Here is a 15,197-nt window from a genome sequence, read left to right on the forward strand (position 1 = left end):
TAGCCACTGTAATCTTTACGCATTTGTGTATTTACAACGCCTGCAACGGCGTCAGAGCCATAAATAGCTGCAGCACCGTCATGCAGCACTTCAACCGCTCCAATACCCATTACTGGTATTGAGTTCATATTAACGGTTGTGACCGGAACAGAGTTTTCGGTTTGCGATCCTGGGTGCTGTACTAAACGACGGCCATTTAATAATACAAGCGTGTTACCTGTACCAATACTGCGTAAATTAATAGATGCAACATCTCCCCTTGATGCATAAACCCCGCTAACAACATCATTACCATTAAAACTAACAGTGCCGTTGCTAGGAATCGAAGCAAATAATTCACTACCAGATGTTGCGCCAATGGCATCAATATCTTTCGAATCAATAATAGAGACAGGTAACGCGCCGGTAATTGTAGCTCCTTTAATCATTGAGCCTACAATGCTAATAATTTCAACGTCTTCATCTTTTACTTTTTTAGTAGCGGTTCGACTTGGAATTGCTGTTTCATCGAGCTCTGTTTGACTGCTTTGTTCTGCTACGGTAGGTAGTGCCGTGATACCTAACGCAGATACTAAACACAAAGTTATTTTATTTAATTGATATTTAGACTTGGCTAGCGGATTCATTTTATTCCCCTGTTGTACTCTTTTTTAATCGTTATATTTTTATTTCCTGCAGGTAATAGACTGCACAAAAAGACTAAATATAACTATTGATAAAAAAGCTCCCACCCATAACCCAAGGCTATAGGGTTAAACGCGGGTAGAAGGAGGGTAAAGCTAATTTTTAAATAATAATTAAGATGTTAGATGAGGTGAAAGCATGTATTTATTGATTTAAAGGATCAGGGTATTGCCTCTAAGTTGCTTAGCTAACTCGTTCTTGTTTTTTATACTTAAAATAAGATTTTATAAATAGGGGTATAAATTAACCTGAACTCAGGATAATAAATCTATCTCAAGCAGCTATTGACGCGTAAATTCGCCTTGTTTTCACTGAAAATCTCTAGCTAGAGAAAATAGATTTAAATATCACTATGATTCAATATGTTAGTAAATCTCTTAACCAGAGTTCAGGTTAAATTAATATGTTTTTTTGGACGTGGGTACTTATCGTTTTAATTTTTTGCTGCGCTAAAAGATTTAGATTTTCTTTTAGTAGAAATGAAATTCGTTATTCACCAAAAGGGAGTTGGTTTGCGCTAGGTAATGCATTAGGAGCTGATCCAAAAACATTCACGTGTATTTACAGCGAATACGATAAATATGATGCTGAAGATAAAAACAGCTTTTATAAAAACGGTATTTCAGTCAATAAAAAGTAATTTAGTCACTCATACTGTTATTTATAAGTGACCTTGCCTTTTTTAATACTAAAGCCAATCAGCTGCTACTTGTAGTGGAGTAGGGTCGCCTTTTTCAGATACCCAAAACACTAAGGCTTGTTTAGTCGGTGATACATCAACAGCGTGTGGTAATGTTAAGTTAGCAGCAGCTAATTTATGATTAGCTGACATGCTGCTTTGTTGATAACCAATAACAACAAATTCGTGTTTTAACTTGTTACCTACATTCTCGCCTGCGTGTATTTGCGTTTCTATACCAAAACCTAAAAGCGCAACATGTGCGACTAAATTTTGGTTACTAGCGTGTTCGGTATTAGTTGCATCGTACTCAACATCTATTTCTGAGTTGTTTATAGTCGCTTGTAAATTACCTAAATATGGGGTTTTAGATTTAGGTATTGCTTGCTTATAAAACCAACCTTGCCAGCCACTACCGTCAACCATAAACCCTGGGGTTGCTACAATACGGCTTTTGCCTAGTGCTTTATAAGTACGTTGTCTTTTGCTAAAAACGGCTGAAGCAAACGGGTCTTTCCATCCTAAGTAATCCCAGTAAGTAACATGAAAATTAATTGGGATTAAATCAGTCCATAGTTTTTCATCGTCTGTAAATTTTGAAATCCACTTTTCAGCTGGTGGGCAACTACTGCAGCCTTGAGATGTATAAAGTTCTAAAAAGGTAGTTTGATTAGCTGTACTCGAAATAGTTATTTGCTCTACTGCTTGGCTTTGAGAGCAAAAAATTATTAACCCAGTTAACGCTATAAATAATGGACGGGATAGTGCTTTAAAAGGCATGTTACTTCTCGCAAAGGCTGATATTGCATTCAGCCTAAATGATATTTACGAATGAAGTATCACGAAACACTCACAATTAAATCACGTTTTAACTCCATATTTAACTTATTGAAAACTTAATTTGAACGCTTGCTCAAGCTGTGCTTTAATCGTTATTCAATTATTGAGGAATATTACATGATTAAATTTTATTTTCACCACACTCCTAACCCAATGAAGGTTGCACTTTTTTTAGAAGAAACAGGTCTACCATTTGAGCTTGTTCCTCTTGATACTTTAAAAGGTGAGCAACATACACCTGAATTTAAAGCAATTAATCCAAATGCTAAAGCACCTGCAATAGTTGATGGTGAAACTCGTGTATTCGATTCGAACGCTATTTTAATGTACCTTTCTGAAAAATACGGAAAGTTAGAAGGTAAGGCAGAAGATCGTGCTGAAATGCTGTCATGGTTAATGTTTATCGCATCGGGTTTAGGTCCGTATTCAGGACAGTCTGTGCATTTTAGACACATGGCGCCAGCAGGGCTTGATTACGCGGTTAACCGTTATTTACGTGAAGCGCAGCGCCATTACGAAGTGCTTGATACGCACCTTGAAGGTCGCGATTTTATTGTAGGTGATACGTATACAATTGCTGATGTTTCTGCTTGGGGCTGGATTGATAAAGCACCGGTTGTATTAGGTGAAGAGGGCTTAGCACCGTACCCTAATCTTAAGCGTTGGTTTGAAAGTATTGATAGCCGCCCAGCGGTTGCACGTGCACGTGTAATTGGTACTGATGTAGCATTTAAAAAAGAGTTTGATGAAGACGCTAAAAAAGCGTTTTTCCCTTCAAATTACCCTAAAGTATAATTTTTAGGGCGTTATTAAATACGTTATAAAAGTAGGTCAGGTTTTATCTGACCTACTAACAATTAAAAAGCTAACTTCCTCTCCTAAAATCATAGCGTTTATTATTTCTTACTTAGGGATAATACGACCTCTAATTCTTCAATTTAATTATCGCTTTAATATTAAAATATTTAATAACAAACAAATTCACTTAAATATTCAAGACTAAAGAATTGCTTTTTTAAGCCTATTTACAGTCGCTCTAAATTAATTACGTATTATAAGGGGAATTAGTCACTTAACTTAGATTTTACAGTCAATACTATTTAGAATTGAATTAATGGTTGCACTTTGCAGCCTCAAAATAATAATTATGGTGCTGCAAAAAAATGACAAAAAAACCAACTCATATTGAAATTAATAATCCAAGAAAGGTGCTTACCTATACATATGTAATTTCTTTATCCGTTATTGCGATGTTGTCTATTGTTGTACATTTTATGTTAGATCACGTTATTGCTGAGCAAAGTACAACAGGTAAAGTGGTTAATGTAAGTGGAGAGCAAAGAATGCTATCGCAGCGAGTAAGTTTATTTGCTGTTGAGTATTTAACTTTAGGTACACCAGAAGCCAAATTTTTAGCTTTGGCTTCTTTAAATAAAATGCAAATAAATCATCAAAATCTATTGAGCGATTATTACAAAGCATTAAAAGACAAAGAAGCACTGACGCTATCTGTAACTCTACAAAATATGTATTTTAAAGAGCCGCAAAATGTTGATGGCAAGTTAAAGCTTTTTACTAAGCAAGTTGAAGCTGCATTAACTTTAAAACCAGGTGATCAACAAGGATATGAAAATATAAAAACAGGCTTTTTAGCAATGGCTAAAGAGCCTTTATTAAATGCTTTAAATATGGTTGTAATGCAATACGAGAAAGAAAGTATTGATAAAGTGAATGAGCTGCGATTTGCACAAAATGTAGTTTTGGGCATTATTATATTAACTATTTTAATTGAAGCATTTTTAGTTTTTCGTCCTATGGTTGATCGAATTAGTAAATTTGCTTATAAATTACAATACGATGCTAGCTTTGATCATTTAACGGGGTTATTAAACCGACGCTCATTTAATGTGCACGCAACCAAAGCCATAATAGCGAGCCGTAGTCATAAACAAAAACTTGGTGTAGTTATTTTTGATATTGATTTATTTAAACGCATTAATGACACGTATGGTCATGCTGCTGGTGATTTAGCTATTCAGCATGTTTCTAATATCCTTAAAGAAAGTTGCCGTACAGCTGATTGCGTAGCTCGCTTTGGCGGCGAAGAATTTGTAATGTTACTACCCGATATGAATGAAGACGATTGTTTTCATTTAGCAGATAAAATTCGCGAAAAAATTAAAACTAGTCGTTTTCAATTTGAAAACACGACTATAGAGCTCGCTATAAGTGCCGGGGTTGCAATGTTAGATGAAGGGCAGGTTGATATTGAAGAGCCTCTTCGCCTAGCTGATGAGGCTTTATATGACTCTAAAAATAATGGTCGAAACCTAGTAACTCTATATAAAAAATCTAAATAGAGGATTATAAACTAGGCTGAAAAGCATAGACTCCTGCACTAGGAGCCTATGCTTATTACTTATGTTATTAGCTAATTAACTCAGAAGTAAATTTATAAAGGGGAAACTACTTCTCTAAACATTCACTATTTATACTCGATTCGAACAAGTTAACCTCTTTAGTATGCTGACTTACGCTATTTCTTTTTAAGGCTATGTATAGGTCTGAGTGAATGTATATACCCTCTGTTCCTGATTTCATACCGGCAATTTCAAACCATGACAGCAGCTGACGTTTCCTGCCTGCAAGCTCAAGCCTTATATCGCGTTTTTTAAATATAACATCTAGATCGGCAAGCATTGCCATTACGCTTAAATCTAAGTGAGTAAAGCAAGGTACTGCATCAATTATTACGCATTGAGTGTCGTCTTTTTGTCTAGCGTATTGTTCTAGTAATCTGCGTTTAAAGTAGCTGGCATTAAAGTAAGTTAAAGGTGAGTTAAAGCGATAGATAAAGACGCCTTGCACCGATTTTGCTTTATCTGTGGCGTCTAAGCTTCTTACTACACCATTAACATCTACGCCTAATATGTTGTCGGTTGGGCGCATAACAGTGCGAATAAACTGAAATAACCCAAGTAACACAGCAAGTGTGATCCCTGGTATAACGCCAATAAATAACACCGCAAGTAAGGTGGCTGAGGCGAGATAAAATGCCTGTTTATCTTTTCGTTTTAATTGCCAAACGGCTTTTAAATCGAGTAAGTGTACAGAGGCAATAATAAGTACAACACCCAGTGCCGCACTTGGAATAAATTCAAGCGGAGCAGTTAAAAATATAGCTATTACAGCAATAATTGTTGCCGCGATTATTGATACTAACTGCGTTTTTCCGCCTGTGGCATCGTTAACTGCGGTACGCGAGTCGGCGCCACTTACAGCAAAACCTTGCGAAAGTGCTGAGGCTATATTGGCAATGCCTAATGCTCTAAATTCTTTATCGGCGTCTATGTCGTAGCCATTTTTAGCGGCAAAGCTGCGAGCGGTTAGCATCATACTTACAAAGCTAACGATGGCTAAGTTAAGTGCAGGTACAACTAGCTCGCGAATAATACCTAAATCAAAAACAGGGGTATTAAAAACAGGAAGCCCGCCTGTTACGGTACCAATGGTTTTTATATCTAGTTGTTTTAAATCAAAAATCCACACTAACAGTGCACCAAATGCAATGGCGAACATAGACGACGGCCACGTAGGTTTTATGCGTTTCATGGCAAAATAAACAGCAAAGGTAAGTAGCGCCATTAATAATGTTGGAATGTGTGTTTGTGATAGGTATGTGGGTACTCCGCCTAGGCGTTCAAGCAAGTAGCGTTCATCAAAGGTAAAACCAAATACTTTAGAGAACTGACCAACAATAATAGTAATTGCTACACCGTTTAATAAGCCCATTAAAATTGGTTTAGATAAAAAGTCGGCTAATACACCTAGTTTAAATTTACTGGCTATAAAACACCAAAAGCCGGTCATGGCGGNCTGCAATAACTGCGCAGGTAGCTGCATCAGGACCTACTATTAATTGTTTTGAAGTACCAAAAAGTGCATATACCAACATAGGGAGTATGCAAGAATATAACCCTACAGCGGCGTTAACTCCGGTTAGCTGCGCATATGCAATTGCAACGGGTAAGGCAACTGCGGCTACCGACAGTGCGGCTCTAACATCATCGGCAAACCATTGTCGCTCATAATGGAGCAATGTATTTAAACCCGGCATAAAATTATATAAACGCGACAGCACTTCCAATTCCCTGTTAATAGTAATAACGCTTTGATAGTAAATTTAATATTAAAATAAGTATAGCTAGAGGAGAGTATTTTTTACGTAATACCCACTGCATTGAATTAGTTATTTACTATAGCGATGGAGAGTTATTTAACTCGGTAGAATAATCATGTTTTTAATAAGGTTTGTATCATCTAAATTTACTTTTCTATAGACGTAAAAAAGCCTGCATAAAAGCAGGCTTTAGCTTTCAGGGAAAATTAAAATTTAGCGCGAATGCCGAAGCTATAACGACGATCCGCTTCAGTGTACTTCCAAGCGCCACCTAGTTCAGATAGGTAGATTGAAGGTTCACCTGTTAAGTTTGTTGCATTACCTACTAGCGTAAAGTTTTCGTTAATGTCCCAACTTGCAGAGAAGTCTAACTGGCCTCTGTCATCACGGTAGTTATTACCGTAAACAGTGCCATCTTCTGAAATACCGCCTGTTGAGTTAATGTTTTCTACACGTTTTTCGTTTTCAGTATCTAAGAAGCCATCACGGTAGTTATAAGCTAGGCGAGTAGAGAAACCTTCGTATTCCCAAAATACTTGTAAGTTATACGTATTTTTAGAAATATCTAATAGTGGGTTTCCGTTAGGCTGTTCACTGTCTGCATACGTGTAGTTTGCATTAATACCTAAGCCCGAAAATGCACCAGGTAAGCTTGTAAAGAATTGTTGGTAACCAACTTCAAAACCTTGAACAGAGCCATTTTCACCGTTTACATTTTTAACGGTGTCGATGCCTGTTAAACCAGCATCACGTAAATCAGAAACATGATTAAAGCCATCTGCATCTACAGGGAAGTCAGTTGCATCTGAGTAAACTAGGTTGTCTTGAGATACACCCGCTGTATCAAGCTGACATACTTGGTTCCACTGAGTTACGTTTTGGCCAGCAGCCGTGCTTGATGCAGCCTGACAGCTACTTTCGTTACTTAAGAAAGATTTAACATCTTTATAAAATACAGCGAAAGATATTACGTTACCTTCATCAAAGTAATGCTCTACAGATAAGTCGTATTGTGTTGCACGGTAAGGTTCTAAATCGATAGAGCCTTGAGTAGCACCCGTAATGTCGTTATTAACGTCAAATGCTGGGCTTAGCTCGCTAAAGTCAGCTCGACGCATAACTTTTGCAGCAGCAAAGCGAAATAATGTTTCGTCTGAGTAGTTATAAGTAACGTTTAAGCTTGGTAAAAAGTCGCTGTAGTCGTTATCGCCTGTTACTTTTTCGCCATTAAGAAATACGCTTGATTCTAGGTCTGTCGTTACATAACGACCACCAATAATTGCAGTAACATTATCAAAGTCTAAGTAAGCCGACACATACACAGCCGCTGTATCTTCAACTACGTTACGGTATGCACTTTCTTGAAACTCTTGGTTATCAGAAAGGCTACCTGTTGATGCTAGGTTAGTGCCTGCTAGTAACTGCTGAAGTTGAGCATAAGTATTTGCTGGATTAGATAAACCGTTATAACTTAAAAATGTTAGTAAGTCGTTTTGTCCTGTGTGACCTAATTGGTCAAAAGAGTTGTCGTGGCTAACTGTTGTAAAGCTATTTGGAAATGCAGCATTGAAGTCATCAACCCATAATGTAGCTAATGAACCATCTGAGTCGTTAAATGCATTTTTGTAAATATCTTTAATTTCTACTTTGTATTGCTCGTATTCGTAATCACGGTTAGTAACACGTACACCTGCTTTAACTTTAGATACCCAGCTTAAGCTGCTGATAGGTTCAAACATTTCAACATCAAAACGAACGGCCGTTTCTTCGTTGTCAGTTCTTCTATCTTCACTTTTAAACGTACGTAGTGCTAAGTTTTGTGGGTCAGTAAATGCATTTGGATCTGAGTGTATGATGCTTGGTAATTTATTACCGTCTTGAGAAAATGCACCATCATATAAATGGTTTACTAAATCAACGCCGCCACTTGCTTCGAATGTTGATTTTTCGATTGGGCGTAAGGTAAACTCAGAATCAGGTCTTACGCTTTCTGATGACGCAACAGCAATTTCACCAGAAATTTTAATGCTATCTGTAAGGTTCCATTCTGCACCAAGTGCATTTGAAAACGAGTCAGTTTCACGAAAGTCACTGTATGTTTTAGGAATACCAAATTCGTTAGTTAGTGTGTAGTTGTTTACGCCGTTAGCGTCTTGTGTGGTGTTTGCATCTGTTGATAATGAACCAGCTACACCTAAAATAGAGTTACCAGTTTGCTCACCCGAGCGCTTAGTTCCGCTTAAATCAAGGTATACCATGCCATTACCTGACTGTGGTGCCCATTGAAGTGACAAGTTTACAGCTGTACGCTCACGTTTTTCTACGTATTGCTCAACACTGTGCTCATCTCTTACGATTGCGTTACCGCTTGGTGTGTTACCTTCTTGACCGTTAATTTCGATGTCTTGAGGTTTAACACGGCTAGACGTTTCATCTTGGCGAATTTCACGATCTTGATACGAAAACATAGCAATGGCACCAAAGGTACCCATTTCGTCAAAGTCCCAGTTGTTACCAAGTGAACCGCTAAAAATCGGTGCTACTTTTTCTGTTTTATCGGCGTATTCGCCATCTAATGACATTGCTGCCGTTAGTTTTTCTAATTCTAATGGACGAACAGTTTTTAAACTAACTGTTCCACCTAATGCGCCTTCAATCATATCGGCAGTAGGTGATTTAACAACTTCTACCGTTTTTAAGAAGCTTGATGGGTAATCTTGTAAGCTAATACCATCACGAGAGTCACCAATAGTAGAGCGACCATTTAACTCAACACGGTTTTGCGGTAAACCACGAATAGAAACGCTATCACCTACGCCAAAATCGGTATTAATAGACACACCAGTAATGCGTTGCAGCGCTTCAGCAATATTGTTATCTGGGAGTTTTCCTATATCTTCAGCAACAATAGCATCAACAATACGACCGTCGGTGCGTTTAAGCATTGCTGCAGCCTTCATACTTCCTAACATGCCTCTAACTTCAATAACTTCAATGTCACTGTCAGATGTTTCAGTCGTGTTTTGCGCTTCTTGCGCAGCTAAAGCTGACGAAGTCATTAATAATAATGCAGCTGCACCCATTAATTTAGAGTTGTTTTTTTGTTGTTTATTTATTAGTGAGGAAGTAATTCGATTGAGTTCCATGTATCTCTCCCAGTTGGGTAATTGTGTGTTGTTAGTGAGTGTTGGTTTACCAATTTAGCTTTGTGTTCTCTGTTTGTTGTCATACAGAAAGTGTGGTTAAAATTAGTTCAATTAAGGTTTGATATCAAGCTTTGTTTACCAATAATGTGAATTTGGTATTACAACTTTGGTCTAATGTGGATTTATAGTTAATAAATTTAACAAGTTATGTTCTTTAATTATTTTGTAATCGTAGTAAAAAAATTGAATTTAATGTTGGTTTATAGGTTTATTATCGTTATTTACTCATTTTAGATTCTAAAAAACAGATAGAATTAATCTTATTTATATGGGAAATATATGGTTTTAATTGGTAAATAATCCATTATTTTAGATAGGAGAGTGCTTTATTACATATGGGTGATACAAAAAAGAGGTGTTTACTTACCAAGCATGTAGCACTGCATTTGTTAGAAAAAATGAGAAAATATAAATTACTTATTTGTTGATTTTTTTTGTTTTTATCTGCATTGGTAAGATGGTTATGGTTTTATTTTTGTTTTTTTATACGGTATTGGTTAACCGTTTTTTGTGAGTGGGTGATGAAAAAATAATAAGGTAATAAAGCACGTATTAAATTTTCATTTTAGAGATTTAAACGCGGCGTTATATCATTAACTTGAAAATAAATAATTAAATATAAAACTTTAGCTTTTAATTAAGTTATACCTTTTCTATTGAATTAGTGATCTATTACTACGACAGTAGGGGGTAACTGCAATGTAAAATCATAGATGTGTTGTTTCATATGGGCTATTTTAACGTTGTCAGGGAGGTCATCTGCTTACTAGAAAAATAGCGTTTTTAGAAAAGTTAGTGTTATTTGTGCCTTTTAATTTTAAAAAAACCTCCTACATTTTTAATGTGGAGGTTCTATTTAAATTTTATTGGTTATTTACCCGTGTAAAGTTTTACAGAATCCCACTTAACATGGAACTCACCTTCGCCACCTGTAAGCTGATAGGCACCTATTTTTTTATATTGTTTTTCCTCGCCACCAACCTCTATAGAACTAGACCAAATTTTAACATCATCAAGATAAAGGTTCGCATCTTCATAAGAATTACCGTTAGAAAGACCATTGGTTTTAATGATTAGTTTGTAACGAGTATCAAGTGATATTTTAACTTGAGGATGATCACTCCAACCATTATTTGAATAGTTGCTATCTCCTTGAACACCAAATATATACGAGCCATTTTCTTTTCTTGCTTGGTAAATACTGAAAACACCGGTATCACTTGTAGAATGATCGTGGGTTTGTGCTACGCCCATTTTATTAAAATCAGAATAGTTACCATCTATTGTAAAATAACCAGTGAGCCTGTTATATCCTGTTCTACGTTGATATTTAAATTCATCTCTTTGTTTTCCATCAATGCAATTAGAATCATCAGTTAAACCAAACTTGAATGTCTTGCTTGTTGACGTTGATGTACTTGGTTTTAGAGCACAACCACTTGCATCCGTTTCAGGAAGATTATCTTCGTTTTCTAATGTCCAACTAATATCGTTAAAGCTACCTGCTGTAGCCGTTGCGCTTAGAGCAAGTAAAGAACTGACAATAATTGATTTACAAGAAATTATTTTCATATTATACCTTGATAGTTTAGTTTCTAATTCAGGTTCAAATCTAGCAAAGTATTAATATAGTGTAAATTAAAACAGTCTTTTAGGGTTGTTTATTTTTGTTGTTGTAGTTATTAAGGGTTGTTTTTGGTGGGCTGGCTGTTCTATATCTCAATATATATTATTGGGTATTTGAGTTAAGGCAATAAAAAACCTCGTATTGGTGGTACGAGGTCTTTAAAATTTTAAGTGTATTTTTCAAAAGAAAGCCATTTTAGTAAGCACAGATACACTTAATTTTTATGAAAATTCACTTATTTTTTTAGTTCACCGGTTGACGATTCAATATGCGCTCGAATAAACCACTGAAATTGCTCTAAGTCAGCTAATTGGCTGGTGATCATGTCTTCTGAAACAGGGTCTAACTCTGAAAGAGTGTCGATAGCTTTACGGTGATCTGCATTAATGCCGTTATACACTTTATCGAGTGCGCCTAAGTGCTCTGTTACTAAGCCTCTACCTATTGAGTATTCTCCCCATGTGCGGCGATCTACTATTGATTTTGGTGTACCAACAGGTATCCCGCCAAGTGTAGCGATTCGTTCTGCAATGGTGTCTGTCATTTCACGTACGATTTCAACCTGCGGGTCTATCATTTCATGTACACCAATGAAGTTAGGACCAACCACGTTCCAGTGAATATGTTTTAAAGTAAGCTGTAAATCGAGTAGTGCAACCATACGGTTCTCGAGTGTAGCTATTGTTTTTTGAGCTGATTCGTCACTCATACCTGGCGCGGTAAATTTAGCTGTTTTACTTGATTCGTTAGTGTTACTCATAATTTCTCCTGCTTAAGTAATGTGTTGCTCATATGCACGTATATTGCATTATGAGCTTGACTTAAACTTAATGAAGCAACAGTTATACCGAAAGTGAGATTTATTTAAAGTTGTTTTAAAACATTGGGTTATGTTTATTTTTGGTTTTTTTGCAGGTGGGATTAACTTTTATTTTTGAAAAGCCTGCATGCATTTGTAAAATATGCAGACTTTATTTTAATTACAGCTTAGGTGTATTTAAACTTTGGCTATATATTCATGCGCTTTTAAGAGTTCGAGCGAGACTATTTCTAACGATTTTTTATTTGTTGCTTCAAGTACCACCGGTGGCGCGGCGTTAGCAGTAGTAGCATGTAGCCATCTTACTGCACACAAGCACCATTTATCACCGGCTTTTAAACCTTCAAAATCGTAAAGAGGGTTAGGGCTTATTAAATCATTCCCCTGTGATTTTGAAAATTGTAAAAATTCGTCAGTCATAATTGCACATACACTATGATTACCAAGATCTGACTCTGGTACATAGCAAAATCCTTCACGTGTATATCCACCATTTCCGCAACATAATTTTAAACGTGTATCGAGTACATTGAATTGATTTGCCATGAAAAACCTTAATTTTTTTGTATTTAATGAAGTTAATAAGTACAAGCCCGCGACGATATTGCGAGCTTAGTGTTACTCATTATTTAATACGCAGTGCCATGCAATCGCTATGACCGTTTATGATCATACTTTTATCAACGCGTACGCCACCACCAGAGTATTTACCAGCAGCCGTAAAGCTACATATTTGTACAAAGTAGTCATCTACTTTAGGCAGTGCAAATAGTTGTTGGTATATCTGGTCTTGCTCGGCAAAGTGCCCAGCTGTTTTTTCTATAACTTGCTGCTGTTCATCAACAAGTTGAATATTAGCACCACAACGTCCTACTATCGGTTTAACTACATAACCAGTTTGTAATAACTCGTCGTTAAGTTCAAACGCGGTATTAAGTAAATACTTATGATTAGGGAACAAGCTCCAAAGTATTGGTAAAATGGCCTTATTACTTGGGATTAATGTCCACAGTGGTTCAAATACCATCACGTTTTTACGCAGCAGTACATCTACTAGGCGCGGTGTTTCACCAACTTGAAATTGTGGTTCAAAGTTATCAGTTAATAATTGATCAGCTTCGCATTCCTCACGAATTTGATCAAGCGCAGTTTCCCAAGACCAGGTTTTCCACACATAGCTCAGCTGTGAGCCGTCTTCATCTACTATGTTGCCAGATTCATTCCAGCTAAGTGAACTTAAACCTACGACTAATTTACATTCAAAGCCTGCGGCTTCAATAGCTTCTTTCATAAATAATGCGTGGTAATGTTCTTCTGGTTCATCGTCTTGTAAAATATGAACAAGGCCTTTTACTTCACTTTTACGCCATGCTTTTACGAGGTCTTTAAATAAATTTTGACCTGCATCTACACCTGTTTTAACACTAAAGTGTTTTGCCCATTTACCTTGAACCTTGCCGCTTTCCATATAACACGATGCCGAATCGCAATTGTATTCGTAAACTTTTAAACCAGCTGCTGTTAAGGCAAAGTCAAACCGGCTGGTAATTAATTGGTTTAAGCGGTTATCCCACGATTGACGAATTTTATTAAGCACAACATCGGGTAAATTAAACTTTTTTAATAACTCAGGGTGCTGCAATACGTAATCGGTAGCGTGCATAAATAAGCCATGTAGCTCATTTGTAGCATGCTCAATAGTTTGCTGCGCCGTTTGAGATATTGCAAAGTAATTATGCTGATCCTCATCTACGGATGTAAGTTTATGACCTTGCATCATTTCTACGTAAGCAGCTTCATCGTCATTCGCAATATTTAACCATGACTTATTTGCTTGCCCTGTATCTGCTGCTTTATGTGCTTCTATAGTAAATAAGTCAGTGTTTAGCTCAGACGTTGGCTCAGCATATTCGGTTTTATCTGTTTGTGTCATCCAGCCTAAAATAGTGGCGTCGCTGTAAGAGCACTCAATCCAATAGTCGCCATCTTTAGTTACTTTGGCTTTTAGCTCACGACACCAGCTTTGATCTTTTGGCCATATTTGATGTCCTACATTTTGCTCAGCAAGCCGTATTTTATCCTCATGTACTTCAACAACGACAGCAACATGACCTGTTTCTTCAAACTCGCCGCCTTCCTCCCAAATAAGTAAGCTACCTACTTGAGGGTGATGTTTAGCACCATTTCTAAAAGCGTTTAGCGGTAGTCTGCTTTGGCTATTTACATCGCGCACTGAACGCAGCTCAAAAATATCGTAAGCCATGGCTATATCATCAAAAATATAACCATGATTGAGGTACATCCACCGACGAGCAAATTCAACGCATTGCCATTTATAGCCCATGTAAATGCCGTCAAGGTAGCTACGGTAGGCACTTCGGTTAGGATAAATGCTTTCATCAGCCGTATCATAATCAGATGAATACACAGCAACATTACCAGGTGCATAACCTAATAAGGTACCAAAAACGCTAGCAGGAGCAGAAGATTTCATAAACAAAAATGTTCAAAATAAAGGTGTGATAATTTGCTGACTATATGAGCGAAACACTGCGATAGCAAGATATAAAATATGTTTTATGTAGAGAAAAACACATTACGTAGAACTATTAAATTTGGAGTTAAGTTTAATTTATAGAGAATATATATGGCTATGTTTTATATGTTATTTATTACTATATTAGCTCAATGTTAAAACACATAAATGGCTCAGTAATTTAAAAATACCGATATATAGTATTAATTGAGAATTATTTACATCTAAGTTGGTAATAAATTCAATTTTTATTTTTATAAACATAAAAAATCGCTATTGAACATTTTGTTTTTAGCATTCCAAGTTGCTGATTTTTTAGGTTTAATTTTAAATTATTTATAAATAAACTATTTTTGGTTTGTTATTTGCTTTTATTAGTTTAGCAACACAACGTTTAAACTAAGAAAAGGAATTAAGATATGAGTAATGTTATTACAGGTTTATTTGGCAATACGTCTAAAGCTACATTAGCAATCTATAGATTAGAAGCGTTAGGTATAAAAGATTCAGAAATTAGTATCGTTGCAAACGATTCTTATACAAAAGATGACTTTGCTGTAGATGAAGGTACTAAAGCTGCCGAAGGTGGTATTTTAGGTGCGGCTTCTGGTGGTGTGCTTGCTGC

At 36.4% G+C, this 15,197-nt stretch carries 10 protein-coding genes and 2 pseudogenes; 4 read left to right on the top strand and 8 right to left on the bottom strand.

Features of this window, described 5'->3' with window-relative positions:
• On the bottom strand, positions 1–626 hold a 626-nt coding region (locus L647_RS0114775; RefSeq protein WP_029880501.1), incomplete at its 3' end, for a TonB-dependent receptor plug domain-containing protein.
• Between the two features lie 461 nt (positions 627–1,087).
• On the opposite strand from L647_RS0114775, the gene L647_RS0114780 reads away from it, so the two are divergent.
• Positions 1,088–1,324, top strand: a complete 237-nt coding sequence (locus L647_RS0114780) for a hypothetical protein (RefSeq protein ID WP_024611753.1) — start codon at positions 1,088–1,090, stop codon at positions 1,322–1,324.
• A gap of 48 nt (positions 1,325–1,372) precedes the next feature.
• Here the strand turns inward: L647_RS0114780 and L647_RS0114785 are convergent, their stop codons facing one another.
• Complete coding sequence (locus tag L647_RS0114785) at positions 1,373–2,143, bottom strand: DUF1223 domain-containing protein (RefSeq protein ID WP_024611754.1); 771 nt, start codon at positions 2,141–2,143, stop codon at positions 1,373–1,375.
• 177 nt (positions 2,144–2,320) lie between these two features.
• Here L647_RS0114785 and L647_RS0114790 point away from each other — a divergent pair, with 177 nt between their 5' ends.
• Both L647_RS0114790 and L647_RS0114795 read left to right on the top strand, forming a co-directional pair.
• The gene (locus tag L647_RS0114790; protein ID WP_024611755.1) at positions 2,321–2,998 is read left to right on the top strand and encodes a glutathione S-transferase family protein; all 678 of its coding nucleotides are present in this window, start codon (positions 2,321–2,323) and stop codon (positions 2,996–2,998) included.
• 368 nt (positions 2,999–3,366) lie between these two features.
• Complete coding sequence (locus L647_RS0114795; protein WP_024611756.1) at positions 3,367–4,563, top strand: diguanylate cyclase; 1,197 nt, start codon at positions 3,367–3,369, stop codon at positions 4,561–4,563.
• A 106-nt stretch (positions 4,564–4,669) separates the two neighbouring features.
• Here L647_RS0114795 and L647_RS01000000124330 read toward each other — a convergent pair.
• The 6 genes and pseudogenes from L647_RS01000000124330 to gss all read right to left on the bottom strand — a co-directional run bounded on the left by L647_RS01000000124330 (position 4,670) and on the right by gss (position 14,530).
• Positions 4,670–6,344: pseudogene (locus L647_RS01000000124330) on the bottom strand (SulP family inorganic anion transporter).
• A 245-nt stretch (positions 6,345–6,589) separates the two neighbouring features.
• Positions 6,590–9,529: a TonB-dependent receptor gene (locus tag L647_RS0114805; protein WP_024611757.1), complete on the bottom strand. Its 2,940-nt coding sequence runs from the start codon at positions 9,527–9,529 to the stop codon at positions 6,590–6,592.
• A gap of 930 nt (positions 9,530–10,459) precedes the next feature.
• Positions 10,460–11,161: a hypothetical protein gene (locus L647_RS0114810; RefSeq protein WP_024611758.1), complete on the bottom strand. Its 702-nt coding sequence runs from the start codon at positions 11,159–11,161 to the stop codon at positions 10,460–10,462.
• A gap of 290 nt (positions 11,162–11,451) precedes the next feature.
• Positions 11,452–11,976: a DNA starvation/stationary phase protection protein Dps gene (gene dps / locus L647_RS0114815; protein ID WP_024611759.1), complete on the bottom strand. Its 525-nt coding sequence runs from the start codon at positions 11,974–11,976 to the stop codon at positions 11,452–11,454.
• A gap of 237 nt (positions 11,977–12,213) precedes the next feature.
• Positions 12,214–12,582 (bottom strand): DUF2237 domain-containing protein, encoded by a 369-nt coding sequence (locus tag L647_RS0114820; RefSeq protein ID WP_024611760.1) that lies wholly within the window; start codon positions 12,580–12,582, stop codon positions 12,214–12,216.
• Between the two features lie 79 nt (positions 12,583–12,661).
• On the bottom strand, positions 12,662–14,530 hold the full coding sequence (gss, locus tag L647_RS0114825) for a bifunctional glutathionylspermidine amidase/synthase (RefSeq protein WP_024611761.1): 1,869 nt from the start codon (positions 14,528–14,530) through the stop codon (positions 12,662–12,664).
• A gap of 461 nt (positions 14,531–14,991) precedes the next feature.
• Here gss and L647_RS0114830 point away from each other — a divergent pair.
• Positions 14,992–15,197, top strand: a pseudogene (locus L647_RS0114830) (hypothetical protein); the annotation flags it as partial.

Origin of the sequence: Pseudoalteromonas sp. TB64 (assembly GCF_000498095.1) — a bacterium.
Lineage (GTDB): Bacteria > Pseudomonadota > Gammaproteobacteria > Enterobacterales > Alteromonadaceae > Pseudoalteromonas.